Here is a 19669-nt window from a genome sequence, read left to right on the forward strand (position 1 = left end):
GCAGGTTGCAGGATATTTTAACTTAAACCACCCAGGTAGTGTCTCGACGCCAATAACAGGAGTGCGAAAAGAGATTGAATCAGGTCAGTGGAAAAAGGAGATTGTTATGTTGGAAAAGGAATTGTTTATTGTAAAATGTGCCTGACCCCTTATTCTAAAATGTGCCTGACCCCTTATTTTCACAGACAGCCACAATTAAGATATTTCTCACAAAGTTTTAAGCGGTAAGCTTAAGCGAGTGTGTTTAGGTCTGAGCTTTGTCTGGAAAAGATATGGATTGTTTGTAAATGAAGTAACAGAACTATAAAAAATATCAGTACACCCATTCAGACCAAAGTATTAAATACGCATCCTGATGTTTGTTCGACCAGAAAATATAGAAGGTGTTGCATCTTACCTTTTACTATTTCGATTTAGAGGTTGTCTGATTTATCTCAGTCTGAAGTATCCTTTATATCAAAGCATTATCTAATTATCTCCTGAATGATTGGGAATATTATGAGCACTTTTTAAGTTAGTTACCCATAAAAAAATTAGGGGTAATCTCGTCAAGTTTTGTAAGGTCGTTAACAGAAATTAACGACTAAAAAAGTTATTCTGTGAGACCATTAACTCGATGCCTGATCAAACAAAAGGAATATATAAGATGAAAAAGCTAGTTTTATCTTTTACTGCTATTTTTGTCGTTATGTTTTTTAATCTCGGTTGTGGAGGTGGAAAGAGTGATTCTGATAATGGTGAACAACAGAAACTGACGATAGACTCAGTAACCGCTTCGCAAACAGAGATTGACGCTGGTGAAAGTCTCGAACTTGCGGTAATTGCTAACGGTGGTAATCATGACGGATTAACTTTTAGTTGGACCAGCCATGATTGTGATGGGAAATTTAGTCAGTCGACACATAGTGTTACGACTTTCGCAGTCTCTTCATCTGCGGTAACCCACTCTTGTACGATCCATATAACCGTGTCGAATACCAATCGAACGGTGAATGAAAATGTTGTCTTAAATGTAGTCGCACTTTCTTCTAATCAAGCACCAGAGATTATCAGTGACTATCAGTCAGCTACAACTGCTGATTCAGGAATTGAGATAGTATTTAAAGTGACGGTAAGTGATGAAAGTGCAAGCACCCTCAGTTTTGAGTGGCAAACCAATGCAGGAAGTTTGAGTTCTTCAACAGAAACTGTCCAACAAGGAGAGAGCACTAGTGAGATATCCTTTACTCCGCCGAGTTGCAACTTTGAATCAATTACGGTAAGTGTCAGGGTTAGAGATGAATCTGACGCAACCGTTGAACATCAATTTACTCCAGTGAATATTCCAGTTTGCGCAACAACTGAAATTAATCCGGTCATAACAATCACAAGAGTAAGTGGGGAAACTCCTTTCCATGTATTTGTATCTGCGAGCGAATCTACCGCCAATAACGTAGACTATCCTTTTGATGAAATTGAATATCAATGGGATTTTGGCGCCTCAGAAAAAGCGCTTAGTTTTACTCATCCGGTGACAAATGAAAGTGTGAATGCAAACCGTTCACAAACAGGTCCAGAAGCGGCTTTTGTTTACTATAGTCCGGGTACTTATACCATCACCTTAACTGCTGCTTTAGGTGAAGAAATTGCACAAACAAGTATAGAAGTGATTGTTGATGAATGGACTGGCGCTACTCGTTATTTTGACCCTGTTAATGGAGATGATAACAATGACGGTTTGAGCGACTCCGCGCCGATGCAAAGTTGGCAGGCATTAGTTAACTGGCTCTCAGGCGGTAATCATCGACAAGCACTTATTAAGAAAGGCACTATCGTCAATGTTGACTCTGAACTTTATTTGACAACGTCAAGAATTCGACTAGGCAGTTACGGAGAGGGGCAAATCCCGCAACTGCTAGCTACAGGCAATATTAATTATTTTGTTAGATTGTCTCCTGCAAATGAGTTATCAGACGTTGTTATCTCTGATCTCCAATTGAATGGTAACAATGGCAATGCGACGAATCTCATCTATGCGACATTATTAAATGAAGCGGAGACATTGAGAAATGTTGCAATCTTAAATCTTCATCTGGTAAATGATGATCCCCATGAGCTTGATAATAGCGGTGGCGAAATAATTAAGGCTAAAAATCACATCGCAATGCAAAATGTTCCTGGCACGATTAGCGATGTATTGGTTTGGAATACGACTTTCGAAAGAAATCATGGTTTCAAAAATGGTATCTATGCTGAAATTAAAGATCATCTTGCTATTGTGGGGTGTCGTTTTTCTGGCGGCGATGGTAACAGTATTAAAGATCATCCGATTTATCCGGCGGGTGTCTATCATGCGCTTTATCGATGGAATGACTTCCAATCAACCTACTCCAATAATTTTTCTATCAACAGTGCGGCAAAAGACGGTTTAACGGTTCGGTATACCTTGTTTGATGGTAATGACTTTAGCGGAGGACAAAACGGAATTGATTTGACTAAGCACACCGACAGAACAACCGGTTGGTTCAGCGATGTTATTGTACAAAACAATGCTTTTCACAATCTTGGTTCGCCGGCACAGGGTTACGGGATTATTGGAGGTTCGCTGGAACGAATAGCTATTCGCGATAACGTTTTTTATGGTAACCCGCAATCGGATATTTACATTAGGAAAGATGGCGATAGAGAAGTATCTTTGGCGTTATATCGAAATAAATTCTGGAAAGGAAGCGAACCTGTGGACACTCTACCGATGCTTGATTTTGGGAATATCAGAGCATTTACCAGTTTTGAGAATATTTTTGTCAATGAAGGCGTTACGGGTGGCTCAACAAATATTTTATCTTTTATTATTCCTGAAAATTCTGATTGGGTAATCGATCATAATCAATATTGGTCTCCGGAAATACCTACACCTTTCAATCTACCAGGACAGGCTAGTTATAGTTTTGAACAGTGGCAGCAGAGCTTAGGATTTGACTCAAATGGTAAAAACGAAAATCCTCTGTTTGTCGATCCGGCCAATGGTGAATTTTAACTTTGCTTGCATTTACCAGAATTAAAGTTTTTCAAGCAATCTAATGATCGCTGCGGATAATAAGTGCTAGCTAAATAACTCCTAAAGAGGGGCTATTAGTTAAGAAGGAGAAGAGGAGAAGAGGAGAAGTCAGAAGCAATATAGAGGAGGCGCTGTATGATAATTAACCATGCCAAGACTCACTCGAATAGAATATAAAGGTGCCTTTCATCACCTCATGAATCGTGGCCGCCATCGTCGTGTCATCTTTCATGATGAGCATTATTATGAAGCCTTTCTAGAAACACTAGAATAGGCCCATTTACGCTTTGGTGCGGTTGTTCATGCTTATTGTTTAATGAATAATTACTATCACCATTTAATAGAAACTCCCAAAGCTAATCTTAGCCAGATAATGAAACATATTAATGGCTTGTACTCACAGCGATATAATCGACTAAAAAAGGTTGATGGCCCATTATTCCGAGGTCGATTCAAGTCAGTTTTGGTTGATGCCGATGCCTACCTGCTTCAACTTAGCCGATATATTCACCGTAACTCCCTGGAAGTCAAAAGACGAATGGTCGAGCTGCTGGAAGGCTATCGCTGGTCGAGTTACCCTGCGTATATTAACAAAGTGAAAGCCCCGACTTGGCTTTACCGGGAAAAGACCTACCAAATGTTAGGACACAAAAAGCGATTTGTAGGCTACGCCAACTATATTGAGCAGGGTGTGGATGAAGACATCAAACGATTTTACAATAAAGGCTTATTGTTTTCATTCTTAATTCTTTATATTTATGATTTCACTTTGAGCAAATGATTGAATTTAATACTGTAATAACCAACACGAAGCTGTTAGTTCATAGAAGTGCAATGAGCAAATTAATACTATCGATTTTTATCTTGTCATTTAATTTTTCAGCAATTGCCGGAAATTCTGAAGAAGGTCTCTTTAATACCAACTATTATCCTGCTGAAAATCTGCCTTCGGGTTATCAGGTATGGAGTATTGAGCAAAGCGATAGAGGTCTAATGTATATGGCTACCAATGGGAGCCTTGTTCAGTTTGATGGTGATAAGTGGCTACAGGTTAAAAACACTGGTAATGAAATGTACGTCAACCTAAAGAAGTCAAGTGATAATAAAATCTATGCCGCAGGCGTTGGGGTGATAGGCTATGTTGTGGAGGAACGCACTGGTTATCCAGTTTTTGTTAGTCTGTTAGATAATCTATCCCCCGAGCAAAGAGCTTTTTCGGAGATATTCAAGATACATGAAATTGATGATCGGATATATTTCGTTGCTCACGAATTTATCCTGGTCAAGGACAAGAATAATCATTTTACGATGCTAAAACCCCCCGTAGGTAGTATCACCACCAGCACAATTTTTAAGGATGATATTTGGCTTTACATACACGATTCAGGATTGTTCAGAGTCAAAGACGAACATTTGCATAAAGTTAGTGATACTAAAGATACGGTACAAGGACATGTATACAGTATGGCTGCGGAAGAAAGCTTAGTTTTGTCAAGTTCAGCAGGACTCTACAAATTTAATGGGCAAAATTTTGAACGCTTTCCCACTCAAATTGATGAATTTTTTCAGCAACATGACTTTGATTACAGAGGACTCAGGTTTCATTCTAACGGTTTATTGGGGGTTATTCTCAGAGCGCCTAGTGTTTATCTCTTGATTGATAAAAGTGGAAAAATAGTACAGCGATTTCAGGCAAATAGCTCATTTACTGTGATCAGCAGTTTTGAGGATGTAGCCGGAGATATATGGATTGGCCTGGAAGGCGGTATTATTCATGTTGAGTTTAATACGGTCCTGACTGACTTTAGTTTCAATAGCGGACTAAGAGGTAATCCGCAAAAAATAACAAGGTTTAAAGGAAATATTTATGCTTCGACAACGGAAGGTGTTTTTAAGTTAACGAAAAATGTAATCGGAGAAGATAAATTTAATCAAATTCAAGGAGTCAGTACTTCCTGTTTCCGATTTGAGGAGCATGATCAAACGCTTTATGTTGGCTGCGCAAATGGGATTTACAAAATTGAAAATGAGTGGGCTTTAAAGAACCTTGACTTTGCAATTTATGACCTGGAATTTATATCAGGCGGGGAATATGCATTAGTTGGAACCCCAAGGGGATTAGCTTTATTAAAAGAAGATAAAGAAAAGCTGGTACTAGATAAAGTGTTTGAGCTTAATGTCGGCGCGGTAGTTGAAATATTCTCTATGCCAAATGAAGAGTATTGGTTGGTTGGGTTTGACAGGGTAACTGTTGTACAGCTTAAAAGAGATAGTAAATTGACTGTGGAGGTTTTAGCTTCTAGTCAAGCATTCATAGAGAATGGTGGTTGGACTGTGCCCCTTGTGATAGACGGGAAATCACTTTTAGTCACTCAAAAAGGTATTTATGTTTATTCTTCCAGTGAAGCAAAGTTTAGCCCCTATGGAGAGGTGGCTGACCTTGATATCGATAAATTTTCAGGTATGGAATATGTGCAGAAAGTAAGAGGTGGCGAGTTTTTACTGGCAAACACTAAACAAGGAAAAGTGTACTTGGGAAAAATTGTTGAGGATAACAAGATCAAGTTTGTAGATACGATTTTTTCAAGAGATTCAAAGTATAAGATTTACTCGTTTTATGTAGAAGGTAGTGTCGTTTGGGCGTGCGGAGTAAAAGGCGGACTGTTGGTTGAAAAAGCTCTGCTAAGGCAATTTCCACGGCAATTTGAAAAACCTACTTTTAAGCTGATAGAACATAAAGACAGCAGTGGTCAAACATTGAATGAGGCTATCGATGATGGCGTCTCGCCGCAATATAGTGCTTTCAGCATTAGTTATGTTTTACCTGCCTACCATAATTTTTCCGCTAATCAGTATCGCTATAAACTTGATGGTGTTGATGAAACCTGGTCAAAGTGGAGAGATGAAAATGAAACCAAATATACTAATCTTTCTGCCGGCAACTACAAGTTTAATGTTCAGGGGAAGGATACCTATGGGACTCTCAGTCAAATTTCAAGCTATGATTTTGTTGTTTTGACTCCTTGGTATAAATCCTATGTGGCTTATTTTATTTATGCGGTTGCCATTATTGCCGGTTTGGTGGGCGTATTTAAGTGGCGTTCAGCAAGGTTAAAACGGGCAAACATACAATTGAAGAGTATTGTAGAAGAAAAAACGGCTGAGGTCGTTCTGCAAAAAGAACTTTTGGAAGAAAGTCAACGAGAGTTGATATTAAAAAACTCTACTTTGACTGAAAAAAACAGACAGATTGAACAGCAGTCCAGGCAGCTTCAGGAATTAGATGAAACAAAGTCTCGCTTTTTTACCAACATTTCTCACGAGTTCCGTACGCCGTTAACGATGAATATTGGCCCTTTGGAGGATATGCTTTCCGGTAAGTACGGAGAGTTTGAACCGGGAACCCAAAAAGTGTTAGAAGTAATGCACCGAAATGCTAAGCGTCTACTCGGCTTTATTAATGAATTGCTAGAGGTGGCTAAGCTTAGTTCCAGCCAGGTTTCGTTAAATGTACAAAAACATGACTTGATAGCATTACTTAGGCAACGTATCAACGCATTTTCGCCGTTGCTAAACAATAAGAATATCGGTTTGTCATTCAATACTGTCATCGATGAATTGTGGTTGCTTTTTGATCTGGAAATGATCGTCAAGGTTATTGATAATTTGATCTCAAATGCAGCTAAACATTCACCTCAAGGAGAGGTAATTGTAATTCGCGTAACAGCTGATGAATGTTCGGTTTATATCACGGTGACAGATAATGGCCCGGGAATACCGGAAGAACAATTACAATCTGTTTTTGACCGATTCTATCAGGCCGATACGCAATTACCACGGCAGGCCGCCAGCACAGGTATTGGTCTAGCTCTGGCAAAGGAATTAATTTTATTGCATCACGGAGAAATCACCGTTGAAAATGGACGAGACAAAGGGTGTATTTTTACCGTCTCTTTACTGCTGGGTGAGCAGCACTTTAGTGAAGATGAAATAGAACATTCAAATTTAAATATCGAAACTAATGTTGATATAAATAAAGACGCCTGTTTCAATGATGTTCAAATATTGAGCGCGACACCAGAAACAAACAATGCTGCAACTGATTCAATCAGCAAAGATAAATCATTATTAGTTGTGGAAGATAATCAAGATCTAAGGCAGTACATCGCAGATCAGTTTCGCCCAAATTACCATGTCTATGAGGCGGTAGATGGAGTTGAAGGGTTGGCAGTGGCTCAAACTAAACAACCGGATATCATTATTAGTGACGTTAATATGCCGAATATGGACGGTAAGGAGCTTTGTCGTCAGCTTAAACAGGGTGAAGTAACAAGCCATATTCCAATCCTGTTGCTGACGGCTAATGTAGAAGAGCAGCAAATTATCGCTGGTCTGAAAAGTGGTGCTAATGATTACTTAACTAAGCCTTTTAATAGTCAGGAGCTTTTATTACGCGTGAGTAATCAATTCCAACTAATAAAACAACAGCAAAAGTACTACCAAAAACAACTACTGCTTAACCCCAGAGACATTAAAGCCGAGTCACTAGATGATACGTTTGTTAAAAAACTTATGTCCAATATTGAAAAGTACCATTCAAACAGCCAGTTTGGCGTGGAGTGGCTGGCAGATACCATGGCATTAAGTAGACGACAATTATCTCGTAAAGCGAAGAGTCTCACCGGTCGTACACCTTCGGAAATTTTGGCCAATTATCGCTTAGAAAGAGCCGCGGACCTGCTACTAAAAAATTCGGGAAAAGTATCAACGATCGCTTTTAATGTAGGGTTTAATAATCTGGTAAGTTTTGGAAGAGCTTTTAAGCAAAAGTATGGGGTTTCACCGACGGAGTATCTGACACAAGAGACAGGAGACAGGAGACTACAAATAATACGAGATGATAAATAATATGACATAGAAATTGGGCGAGTCTAGCTGTTAGCTCTCAAGGGGTATATTTCATATCCCGAACAAAAACAGATGTTTTAAGCTCTCGAAGTAATGGACGATTTTTAAGCAATCTTACAAGGAATAGCGACTTGTCTCAAAATGTATACCTTATGTCCCTTTTTGTTTTCATCTTTTCCTTATTGTTTGTTTGGTCAGTTATTAATCAATTTATTCTGGCTAAATCAATAATCAGCAACAAAGCTGAAGCCTGGCTTCAGCTATCACTAAATAAGGAAAATTTAATGATAAACAAAGCTCACTTTAAGAAAGCTAAAAAAGTACTTTTAGCGTCTTGTCTTTCCATAGGTATACCTTGCTTATCTGCTAGTGAAGTAGGTGAGGCGCTGGGGAGGTATGCCACCAAAAGCACCAAAAACGAAGTAATTTATAACCACTACACGGAAACACCCGCAGAATATCACATGTTGATGTCTGAAATGAAAAGCTTGATAAGCGATGCCAATTCCAGTGTTTTATTTTCGGCGCTAGGTCTTTCGCCGGACTTAAAAGAAGTCCTGCATGATGGGGTAGAGGCACTGATGGTGAGGCTCAATAGCCAAGTAGACCGAAGAGATAAAGTGGTTATCAAAATATTAGTCGGTGCTAAAGGTTCAAGTATGTATTCGGCTTTTTATGATATTTTCGGTGATTTAGAAAATAAAAGGTTTGGCAAAAAGGAGTCCTGGCCAGTTGAAATTGCATTGGTTACGCTGGATAAAGGCGTCAATACAGGATTTAACCATACGAAAATGTTGATCGTCGATAAAGAGCATATTATTACAGGCGGGCATTATTTTGGAGATGTATACAACGACCCTTATGAGTCTGCGGGTGATCATTCGATACATATGAGAGGAGAGGTTGCTGGAGATGCAGCTAGTTGGTACGACGAGAAGCTTTACCCCGAATCTGCAGAAACCGATTATCTGGATAATTACTGTACGTGGAAAGATAATTATTTCTATTCATTTGATTGTGTCAGGAATGTTCCTGAGTATCCCAAGCACTCAATTCAGTTACCAATCGGTGAGCTTGACACATATTGGTTAAAAAGAGGGAAGTTTGGATTTTGGAATAGACTCGATCAGTCTGCAGATATGGCCATTTATTCCGGGATTGCCGCTACTCCATCCAGTGAAACCATTCGTTTAATACAGGCCGGTCTTAATCTGGAAATAGGCCTGGGTACCGATATTGATAAATACGAATCCGAGCAATTATATCGCAGTCTTGCCAGAAAGTTGTTTTCCGGTTCTCTAGTGGAAGTTTTACTAGCAGATAGGAACCAGGGGGGGTATGGAAATGATCCTGATAAGGCAATAAAGTATTTCCGTGAAATTATTGAAGAGGAAGGTGAAAACTATTCACCGGAAGATGTACGGCTTGCTCAATGCCGCTTAACGGCAAAAGTTTACTCTAGTCCGCTGACCGATGAAGGCCAGAGGGACTTCTTACACTCCAAGGTTGTTCTATTTGGTGATCAGGTAACTTATATAAGTTCACAGAATCTCTATCCATCAGGACTGGTAGGGCATAATGGTAGATTATTTAATGTTGACCACTATGAAGCAGGCGTTGCCATTGATAATGAAATCTGGACGAAAACATTTATGGAAACGTCTTACTATCCTGCATGGGATCGAGGTGTAAATATTCTGGAACCGGACGGCTGTAATATTAATTACGCTTACTTCGACCATTTTGACGATGCTAGCCGACAAGACGAGTACAACTATAACGGGAACTATGATGGCAGCGGGAAATTCTGGAAAGTCATTAGTGCTGGTGACGCTCCAGATTCAATGATTATTGAGTCACTTGAAAATATGAATCTGAATGATCTCAATAAGTTTCAAGTGCAAATGGGATTTGAGACTAATCTGGCGAGTACTCCACAAGATGATTTTGCAACTCGCTTTACCATTAATAATCTTAACGAGAATGATCTCAATCTCGATTGGGTGTTTAATTCCAATAGCGGCACATGGACATTGTATGTGCTATGGGGATATGAGCTTCTGGAAAGTATTCCGGTAATAGAAATCGGGACACACAATGAAGTAAGCCTGTCGGTTTTAGGTGACGGTGATGGCCAGCCTCTCTTGGATATTCTTATTACTAGCGACGGTTCAACCTTTACTCATAGTATGCTTATTGAGCCTGATGGAGCCTGGGTATTGGCAATGACCGGGTTTGAGTTTGGAGCTGTTAATCATGGGGGGTCGGTTTATGTTGGACTTGACTATGTAAAAGTAAAACAAATTGACTATCCAGAATAGAAATCTCTTTTCTTTCTACATGCGATGTAACTGAAAAGTTAATTTATTATAGGGGGCATTTATTAATGCCTCTTTTTTGTGGAAGTTTTATGCAAACACCATGCTTGAATTTCATTGGAATGGATAAGATAACTGAGGTAAGGGAGTGCAATTGGACATAAGCTTCTATTACTTATTTCTTGTTATAAAAACGAATTCATATCTGATTGGCTAATTATGTCGTATTTGTTGCAAAACTCGTCGTTATTTAGCTAGCACAAGCCTGACTTTGTCTGGGATTATTTTGCGGTCACAGGAACAAGGGTTTAATTAAAAAAGTGAGCAGGGGGTTGTCCTGTCTGACTTATTTGGTGAAACCAGATCTAAACAAAATAATAAAGAAGGACACTAATAATGTACAAGAGAATGGTACGGCTAGTATTCACACTAAACATGGCTATCTTTAGCGGAATGATTACTGTTGTAAGCGCTACACAAACAGAGTTGAATTCAAAATACGTAGTTAAGTATAAGGAAGGCAAGGAAGCTCTGGTTAGAAATGCATTACAAAACGCCAGTGCGAAAGTTAACAAAGAAATTAAAAAGCTGAATGTACTCGCGGTGGATCTAAATCCAATGGCTGCTGAAGCATTGCGTAACAATCCGAATATTGAATACATCGAAAATGAAGTTAAAGGTCGTTATTTTGCACAAAGAACCCCGTATACCAACCCAATGATCCAGGCAGATCTGCTAACCGCAGCTGGTGTCGGTCTGAAGAAAGTGTGCATTATCGATACAGGCATCGAACTGGCTCATGAAGATTTTGACAGCGGCCTGATAACCGGCACAGCAGCAGAGGGAGAAGGCGACTGGTTCACCGATGAAGAAGGACACGGTACCTATATGTCGGGAGCTATTATCGCGGTCAACAATGATATCGGTGTGATTGGTTTGGCTCACGGTACAGTTTCATTGCACTTTCACAAAATGGGAATGGATTTTTCAAGTACGCGTGTGGCAGAAGGTATTGTCGAGTGTATGAACCAGAATGCCAATCTGATTAGTATGAGCTTTGGTATTAGTAATACCAATGTTGTACAAGATGCCGTTGCATTGGCCTTTAACAATAACGTTCTGCTTGTATCTTCTGCAGGGAACGATGAAGATACCAGCTTGAATTATCCCGCTTCATATTCACAGGTCATGTCCGTTGCTGCGGTTGATAAAAATAAAGCCCATGCTTATTACTCTAATCGTAACGCAGAAGTAGAGATTGCCGCGCCAGGTTCCAGAGTTTGGGGTACTACACCAATGGGGAAAAGAGTCGAAACCGCTACCAGCTTTAATAATCAATCTCTGGATACTCTGGCATTATATGGAACACCGGTCGGTAGTGTAAGTGCGCAAGTCGTTGATTGTGCTGGCGGCAGAAAGACCTGTAAAGACGTTAATCAAAAAATCTGCCTGATTAAAGCTTCTAAAATGTGGGTAACCACCAGTGTACAAAATTGTGAAGCGGGTGGTGGGATCGGCGTAATGGTATACAATGATGCTATCCACGCATATGACGGACAAGTCGGGGTACAGTTCGATAATCAGGGTAATCCTTCAGTGAATATTCCCGGTGTGGACATAAGCGATGCTATGGCCGCAGACATATTGGCTAATCCAACTGCTATCGCGACGATCGACAATTTTGCTTCTAATTATGTAAGAGCATACGGTACCAGTATTTCTTCTCCTATTGTCGCTGGTGCAGCCGCAGTGGTTTGGAGTCATCACCAGGACTGTAGTAACCAGGAAATCCGTGACGCCTTAAATGCTAGCGCAGAAGATCTTGGTGATATTGGGAGAGACGATTCTTATGGATTCGGTTTGGTGCAAATGGCTGCCGCCAAGAGTTATCTGGATGCTAACCCATGTGGCGTTGTGCCGCCGCAAACGGGCATTGAATTGAACGTTTCTCAACATAAAGAGAAAGGTAAATGGTATGCGGATTTAAGCTGGAACAATGCGACAAGTGGTAATGTTGACATATACCGTGATGGTATTTTGATAACAACTGTAGCAAATACAGGAAGCTTTAGCGAAGGTCCTCTATCGGGAACATATATCTATCAGGTGTGTGAAGAGTCCACTACTGATTGTTCGGCTGAAGTCACTATTAACTTATAATCGAGTTAAATCGCCGTCGGCAGCTTACTTTAGTTGTCGACGTCTAGAGCGACGAATTTTGTTGTTGATGCCCTGTCTGGTTGTCATCCTGCAGAGCAAGCTTCTCGAGATTATGTAATGTTTATTACAACCATTATTTAGATGGTAACTATTCAAATTTTCTTACTTTCATTTTTGTTGTAACCCTTTATCATTCAAAAAGGTCATTTAGAAAAGTTAACAATAAAAGATTAAAATTATGAAACAAGTATACCTTCTCGGCTGCATTCTCTTTTCTCTTGCTTTGTCAGCAAGTGGTAAAGAAGTGAAGGGGAAAATAGATAACCTTGCTTTTCAAAATTGTGATTCAACATGCGAAAGTTTGTTTGTAAGGTTAAAGAAGTTTGCAAGAAATGGTAGTCCTCAAGCACAAACTCTTTTAGCGCTAGCATTTAAAAATGGTGAGGGCGTATCTGTTGATGATGATAAGGCGTGGCTTTGGATTCAGCGAGCTGCTCGCCAAAGGTTTGCTCCGGCGATGCATATTCTTGGTCGTTGGCACTATGATGGATATAAAACTTCTGCAAATAAAGAATTAGCAGAAAAATACTTCAAACGAAGCGTTGACAAGAACTATGGTCCCGCAATGTTTGACCTCGGAATTTTATATCTGGCTTCAAGTAGAGATAGTCTGGCTATAGAGCAATTCAGCAAAGCCGCTAATCGTGGAAGCCAACAAGCTATCGAAATTCTAAGAACTGTCGCTCCCGACAAAATGAGCGAGTTTGACAATGTTTTACAAAACTCTTCTGACATGCCTCCTAAAGGAGAACAGGAACTGCAAGGAGAAAACATAGTTACGATATATAGTGATAAACAAAGTCACTTTGATATGCTGTTTAACATAGTGGAAGAGATTGATTCCCTTGGGGTATATGACTCGAAAGGAACAACCGGAAGCAGGACAGGTTATAGAAAGTGTGGTATGGCTGGTAGCGGATGCAAACTACTCAATGTTGATGATTTTATAATGGCATTCTCATTGAATGATATTGTTAAGCTATAAATGAATGATGAGAATAAAAATCAAGCTAAGTCAAAATTACTAGCTACAATTTCATTCGGGCTTATCTGGTTTTCTCCTCAGACTTTTAACAAAAAGTTTGACCGTTACAAGAAAAAAGTTTTACTCGATCTTAGGCCGGGGAAGTTTATATAATCGACTTATGTTTTATCTGGCATTTCCTTATGTATGTTACTGACATTTGTTATTGTTTATCTCCTGATTTCATTGGCGCTTGGACTTTATGGTGCAACTAAAGTTAACAACTCTTCAGACTTTGTAAATGCCGGCCGTCATCTTCCCCTATGGGTAGTTGTTGCTATGGTTTTTGCAACCTGGTTTGGCGCTGAAACTGTATTAGGTATTCCCGGAACTTTTGTCGATGAAAACCTGGGTGGTACTATCTCGGATCCGTTTGGTGCTTCTTTTTGTCTATTCTTTTTTGCCTTATTGTTTGTCCGTCCTCTGTACCGTAAAAATCTGCTGACCATTGGCGATTTCTATCGTCAGCGTTTCGGTATTCAGGTAGAAGTTTCTGTGTCGCTGGCTATTGCTGCAACCTATATCGGCTGGGTTTCTGCGCAAGTAACCGCTCTGGGTTTGGTTCTGAATGTATTGACCCAGGGGGAAATTTCGATGGCCACCGGAATTATTATCGGTGGTACTGTTGTTGTGATCTATACGCTTTTCGGTGGAATGTGGTCGGTCGCAATTACTACAACTTTGCAGATGTTTATTATTGTGATAGGACTTTTCTGGATTGCAGTTCTGGTTAGTGATCTTACCGGAGGGGTTGCACCGGTGTACCATCATGCCGATGCTGCCGGTAAGTTGTCTTTTTGGCCCGAAATGAACTGGTATAGTGTCATCTCTTTCATTGCTGGCTTTTTAACAATGGCGATAGGCTCATTACCGCAACAGGATACTTTTCAGCGTGCCAACGCTGCTCGTAGTGAAGGTATCGCTGTTAAAGGATTACTAATGGGAGGGCTCTTCTATCTGCTTTTCGCTGCTGTTCCAATATTCTTAGCCTATTCGGCATTTATCGTGGATCCCGAATTGAGTCAATCGGTAAGCGCCAATGATCCTCAACTGGTTTTACCGAGTTTTATAAACCAGTATATGCCGCTGTATGCTCAGGTGATATTTTTTGGTGCTCTGATTTCGGTAATTCTCAGTACTGCCAGTGGTGCACTACTGGCACCGGCTGTCACTCTTTCAGAGAACGTGATTCGTCCACTCAGTAAGACCAGTAATTTCAGCGATAAACAATTACTTTGGTTGATGCGTATTTCAGTTTTTCTATTCGGGATGGTCGTTGTTATTTACGCGCTATGGTCTTTAGAGCAGGAAACCAGTATTCACCATATGGTAGAAAGTGCTTACAAGATTACGCTAGTGGTTGGATTGGTACCATTATTTACCGGAATTTATTGGAAACATGCAAATAATACCGGTGCGATCATTTCAATTGTCTCCGGTCTGGTTGTTTGGTTACCGATTGAGTTAGCTTTCCCTGAATCAACTCTTCCTCCTCATTTTTATGGATTCTTCGCAGCTATTTTTGGTATGGTGATTGGCTCGCTTGTTGGTAAAAAATATAGTTTGACACGTAATAGTGTGAAGCCTATTGGCCAATAACTATTTCTTGTTAACGATTTTTCATTTTCCTGATTTTTCTGATCAAACCTGATCAAATGGCTCAACCAGACAGGATTGAGCCACTTTGATTTAATTCATGTATAGAAAATATTTTACTCTTCTTCTGATGGAAAAAACAAAACCAGATTATTTAGAAATGCCAGCAAATTTTCTTTATCAATATTTGCTAGATCTGAAAAATTGCGTCGGCTTTGCTCTGCTTCGCCGCCATGTTCAATAATCGCCTCTGAAATCGTAGAAGCTCGTCCGTCATGTAAATAGGGAGCCGTATTAGCAAGTCCCCACAGCTCTTTTGTCATCCATACTGATGCGCCGCTACCGGTTTCATCGATATTTTCTGCCAGTCGAGCACCCATATCGTGTAGTTTTAGATCACCATAAAGTCGAATTAGCGCATGACCCATTCGATTTTTTTCAAACGCTCCTAGATGCTTAACTAAACGATTGCCGACAAAAACCTGGTTGTCAGGTTGGTCTCGAGTAATATCAAATATGATTGCTTGAGAAGGATCCAGTCCTGGTTGACCTCCGGGAAATATTTGCTCTCGATAGGCTGGATGTGAACTGGGTTCGCTATACTGAGTATTGATTACGGAGAGACTGGAACGGTGGCATCCGTCACAGCCTATATCCTTAAAAATTTGTTGTCCATTGACTATCGCTTGCTGTTGAGCAAAGGTAAGGTCGGGTAATCCCAATTCGTCCGCCACTCTGCTACCCTCTGCGCCATGGCGTCGTCGTAACTCTCTTCTTAATTGGGAAAGCTCCAGCAGTGATGTTGGACGAGGTTGCGCTGCCAGATAGACAGTCATTGCTGTATTATCGGCAATTGTAATTTCATTGGTGATACCGTCGAAGTCACCATCAATATTATCTCCTGCAAGCTCCACAGGATTCATTCCAAGCTCGTTATGAAATGCACCACGAGAAAAGTGTCGTATTGAAAGCTCGCTGCCTTTCCACTGAAATGGTCGGATTATCAAATCTTGTGCGATACCATGTGCTCTGATTTCTACTTGCGGATCGGGACAGGGGGGATTTACATTTATCGAACCAAAGTGTATTCCTTTGGATATCAATGGCTGCTCAACTGCCGCATTGTTTCGACAGGCCATATCGACCGTATTGTCTACTAATCGTTTTAAATCGCTGCTCATTTCCTCTGCGAGAAGCTGAAGTCCAGCCATGCCGAATAAGTGAGGTGTGTTGCGTTGAATAAAGTCTGAAGGACTTCCTGAATGTAAAGGATCGCGAATAACGTTCAAGCCTGCTGGTCCAGCGCCATCACCAGCTCCGCCAATGGTTTCAGTTGTATGGCATACATTACAGGCTTCAGCGTTAGGACCTGTTGCTCTTGCTGGCGTTGTTGTTGACCAGTTAGTTAAATCGGCTCTCGGAACACGGGTAAAGCGACCGCCATCACCGACATTCATTCCAACTCCGTCGAGAGCATTAAAGCGGACCTCAAAAAGCTCATCTCCACATTCGAAAATCTCTACAAAAGAACCTGTTGATACTGCTTCATCGCAGTGTTCCATCATAGGAGATTCAGTTTGGGCAACACTAGTCAATTCTTCTTCATCAACTACCGCTGCATTGATGTGCATAGCCAAAAATGGAAGAGTGATGTTTAAGGATATAAAAGAAAAAAATAGTGTGTTTTTTATTTTTTCGAGTTTAAATCTCATGGTGTACCTCCAATTATTATGTCATTAAAGGAGCACTTATTATTCTTCTGTTTTTAAGACTGACAGCCTGCGGTCTTTGTTAAGATAATGCAATAAGCTCACGCGCCCTCCGGTGTTCAGTTCAACTGGACTTTGCCAGTATATGAATACAATGTGTAAATAATGAGGAAATAAATCAATTTACAATTGGCTATTGAGATTTCAATCGAAATATCTTATAGCGATGCTTTTTATTTAATTTGAAATTATAATTCTGTTCGCTTGACTAACTTTGCTCGAACGAAAAAAAACGATACCTTCTGGTATCGTTTTCAATTGAAGTTAAAAAATTATGAGAGCGTTAAATAATTACAGCTTCCAGGTTAGGCCTAACATAAAGCTTCGCCCTGCCTGAGGAAGTAATGAGTTTTGATAGCCTGAGGAATGGTAATCAAACTGAAAGTTGCCATCGTATCTTCCTGAGTTTGCGGCTTCGACACCCGGATGATAGTAGTCTTCGTCAGTTAGGTTTTTAATCTTAAATGCTAGCTCCGCGGCGCCAAAGTTGTAACGTACATTGAAATCAAAAGTTAATATGCTATCAAGTTTTTCACCACTTCCCCGGAGTGGATTCCTTGAGTAAAGATCGCGTTCGCTAGCGTAGTTCCCTTTGAGATTCATACTGAGCTTGTCATTGACCGGAACATTAAAACCAAAGTTGAGTTTATGTGGAGCGATGTCCCCGGTATCGTCGGTGAATAATTCCCATTGTCCGGTATTGTGGTTATATGTCTGACTACTTTCAGATTTTGTATAGGAGTAATATACATAACCACTAATATCATTTGCACCTTCGAAAAAATTACCGACTGCAAATTTTCCTTGATATTCCAGGCCCTGTGTATCTCTTTCTCCGGCATTTTCCGCGCTTTCCTTGATAACATTTTCATAACTGGCCTGGTAGAGAGAAAAGTGATGTACAAAAGAATCGGTTCTAAGAATGTAGATCATTTCAAAGTTTCTCATGCTTTCAGGCTCGAGATCCGGATTAGCTGCTCGTCCGCTCCAGCCACCAAAAAGGGCAAGAGGAGCTGGTTCCTGAAAAGCTTCTCCGTAGAGAACTTTGATCGTCTGTGAGTCTGACAGTCGATAAACTGCAGACGCTCGTGGATTAGTTGCTCCACCATAAATGCTGTTGGTATCTCTGCGAATACCAGCATTGATACGCCAGTCATCTTTATCCCAGATCATCTGCACATAAACGCCCTTATCTTTTGTATCAACAATGTTTGTATCGGGCATTTGTGCAAGTGTTCCTGGTTGATATTCAAAAGTAGCTTCACTTGAATGAACAATGCCAATACCGTTCCCATCGTCTCCGCCATCGTCTATGTAAGATGAACAAAATACGCCAGCCCAGTATCCGCAAAGATCATAAGCTTTAGTTAAAGCTTTATTCTCCAGCTTGATACCACCGTTAATGCGCCAGTTGTCATCCACTTTGTAGTCGAAATCATTTTTAAATAGCAGGCTATCGTTAACTGAATTCCAGTCCGAAATGCTTAAATAAGAGTAGGCTTCCATTCCAGGATTCCAGTCGGGAAAAGATTCAGTCCAGCCTCCATAAACTCGACTAAAGCGTGATGATAGAAGTGCTTTGACATTCAATTGTTCATTAATCTGAGAATCTATTTCTACGTAATTATGTTTTGATGCATGCTTCCATATTTGATTAGGGTGAGCTTGATCGAAAGCGTAATAAGGACCGTAACCTTCTTCAATTTTCCAATCGATAAAGCCATACTTGAGTTTCACTTTGTCATTTAATTGATAAGATATATCACCGAAATATCCTGTATTTGCAGCGTAATCCTGATAACTGTTATACGGGTTATTTCTCACGGTATGAATGGGGTCGCCGCTTCCATTGACAGATAAGAGTGGACCCCAGTAAGTTTCGCTCTGCAGCCAACGCTCATCAGCAAAGCCCCAGTAAGCCATGTCATCCAGGCCGGGTTCGTCACTATTAAAAACTCTGGCAGCCAGGTTAATGTTAAAGCTGCCAACTTTGCCACCCGCTGCGATATCTATTGCCTGTGTATCATAACTTCCCGCTTTAATGCTTAGTTCGGCATAGCCTTTTTCCATGTTGGCTGAATCCTTGGTGATGACATTAATAATGCCACCAAAGGCATTGGGCCCATAGACAGCACCTGCAGGACCATAAAGCACTTCGATCCTTTGGATCATATTCATTGAAAATTGGCGAGATAATAGTGCGGCGTGACTCCATAAATGGTTATCCACCTTGCCATTAATCATGAACAGGGTTCTTTGCATAAAAGGCGTTCGATAGCCGCGTTGATAGGCAATAGTGTAGTTGGTTCCATTGGTAATAACTGTGTCGAAACCCGGTAAATCCTGCATGACTTCTGACAGGTTATCATAACCTCTTTGCCTGATATCTTTTGCCGTGATTACAACCATTGTTGCGGGAGCATCGGAAAGACTTTCTTCAATCCCTGAGGCGGAAGATACAGTAATGTTAAGCAAATCTTCGAGGCTTATATCGAGTAGTTCTTCACTTTCTTCTGCAAAAGCAACACTGGTTGGTAAAAGTGTCGCCATTACCGATGCTAACAAAAGTTTTTTGAATCTATTATTTATTGGCATGGGCTTCTCCTAACGATTTTAATTCAGCTTAGAAGAGAAAGTTCAATTTATCCAATTTTAGTAAGTTACTAAAATTAAAGGAATGTGGGGGATGAGGCTAGCGATGAATAGACAGTGAAATAGCATGCAATTGTCAATTTAATTCTGAGTCAGGCTATCAAGTCAAAATATTGACTCTTTATATCGAACTGGAGGGCAGAGA

Annotated in this window: 8 protein-coding genes and 1 pseudogene; 7 read left to right on the forward strand and 2 right to left on the reverse strand. The window is 40.3% G+C overall.

What is annotated here, in order from left to right; translation table 11 throughout:
- Positions 1 to 646 precede the first annotated feature (646 nt).
- The 7 genes and pseudogenes from IYN84_RS10615 (at position 647) to IYN84_RS10645 (ending at position 15106) form a co-directional block, all read left to right on the forward strand.
- On the forward strand, positions 647 to 3016 hold the full coding sequence (locus tag IYN84_RS10615) for a PKD domain-containing protein (protein ID WP_196139208.1): 2370 nt from the start codon (positions 647 to 649) through the stop codon (positions 3014 to 3016).
- A 319-nt stretch (positions 3017 to 3335) separates the two neighbouring features.
- Positions 3336 to 3818, forward strand: a pseudogene (locus IYN84_RS10620) (transposase); the annotation flags it as partial.
- Positions 3819 to 3871: 53 nt separating this feature from the next.
- Positions 3872 to 7945 (forward strand): hybrid sensor histidine kinase/response regulator transcription factor, encoded by a 4074-nt coding sequence (locus tag IYN84_RS10625; RefSeq protein WP_196139209.1) that lies wholly within the window; start codon positions 3872 to 3874, stop codon positions 7943 to 7945.
- Positions 7946 to 8229: 284 nt separating this feature from the next.
- Positions 8230 to 10266, forward strand: coding sequence for a hypothetical protein (locus IYN84_RS10630; protein WP_196139210.1), 2037 nt, complete (start codon positions 8230 to 8232; stop codon positions 10264 to 10266).
- A 393-nt stretch (positions 10267 to 10659) separates the two neighbouring features.
- Positions 10660 to 12423, forward strand: a complete 1764-nt coding sequence (locus tag IYN84_RS10635; RefSeq protein WP_196139211.1) for a S8 family serine peptidase — start codon at positions 10660 to 10662, stop codon at positions 12421 to 12423.
- A 238-nt stretch (positions 12424 to 12661) separates the two neighbouring features.
- On the forward strand, positions 12662 to 13468 hold the full coding sequence (locus IYN84_RS10640; protein WP_196139212.1) for a tetratricopeptide repeat protein: 807 nt from the start codon (positions 12662 to 12664) through the stop codon (positions 13466 to 13468).
- 186 nt (positions 13469 to 13654) lie between these two features.
- Positions 13655 to 15106, forward strand: coding sequence for a sodium:solute symporter family protein (locus IYN84_RS10645; protein WP_196139213.1), 1452 nt, complete (start codon positions 13655 to 13657; stop codon positions 15104 to 15106).
- A gap of 113 nt (positions 15107 to 15219) precedes the next feature.
- Here the strand turns inward: IYN84_RS10645 and IYN84_RS10650 are convergent, their stop codons facing one another.
- Both IYN84_RS10650 and IYN84_RS10655 read right to left on the reverse strand, forming a co-directional pair.
- Positions 15220 to 16815, reverse strand: a complete 1596-nt coding sequence (locus tag IYN84_RS10650; RefSeq protein ID WP_196139214.1) for a di-heme oxidoredictase family protein — start codon at positions 16813 to 16815, stop codon at positions 15220 to 15222.
- Positions 16816 to 17163: 348 nt separating this feature from the next.
- Positions 17164 to 19467 carry a TonB-dependent siderophore receptor gene (locus tag IYN84_RS10655; RefSeq protein ID WP_196139215.1) on the reverse strand — a complete coding sequence of 768 codons (2304 nt, stop codon included), beginning with the start codon at positions 19465 to 19467 and terminating at the stop codon, positions 17164 to 17166.
- Positions 19468 to 19669 lie beyond the last annotated feature (202 nt).

It is taken from the genome of Aliikangiella sp. G2MR2-5, from assembly GCF_015687155.1.
Taxonomy (GTDB): Bacteria; Pseudomonadota; Gammaproteobacteria; order Enterobacterales; family Kangiellaceae; genus Aliikangiella.

What these genes read in the sequence shown, in the direction of transcription:
- IYN84_RS10615 (WP_196139208.1), top strand. Translation starts at nt 647, where the DNA reads ATGAAAAAGCTAGTTTTATCTTTTACTGCTATTTTTGTCGTTATGTTT.
- IYN84_RS10625 (WP_196139209.1), top strand. Translation starts at nt 3,872, where the DNA reads ATGAGCAAATTAATACTATCGATTTTTATCTTGTCATTTAATTTTTCA.
- IYN84_RS10630 (WP_196139210.1), top strand. Translation starts at nt 8,230, where the DNA reads ATGATAAACAAAGCTCACTTTAAGAAAGCTAAAAAAGTACTTTTAGCG.
- IYN84_RS10635 (WP_196139211.1), top strand. Translation starts at nt 10,660, where the DNA reads ATGTACAAGAGAATGGTACGGCTAGTATTCACACTAAACATGGCTATC.
- IYN84_RS10640 (WP_196139212.1), top strand. Translation starts at nt 12,662, where the DNA reads ATGAAACAAGTATACCTTCTCGGCTGCATTCTCTTTTCTCTTGCTTTG.
- IYN84_RS10645 (WP_196139213.1), top strand. Translation starts at nt 13,655, where the DNA reads ATGTTACTGACATTTGTTATTGTTTATCTCCTGATTTCATTGGCGCTT.
- IYN84_RS10650 (WP_196139214.1), bottom strand. Translation starts at nt 16,815, where the DNA reads ATGAGATTTAAACTCGAAAAAATAAAAAACACACTATTTTTTTCTTTT.
- IYN84_RS10655 (WP_196139215.1), bottom strand. Translation starts at nt 19,467, where the DNA reads ATGCCAATAAATAATAGATTCAAAAAACTTTTGTTAGCATCGGTAATG.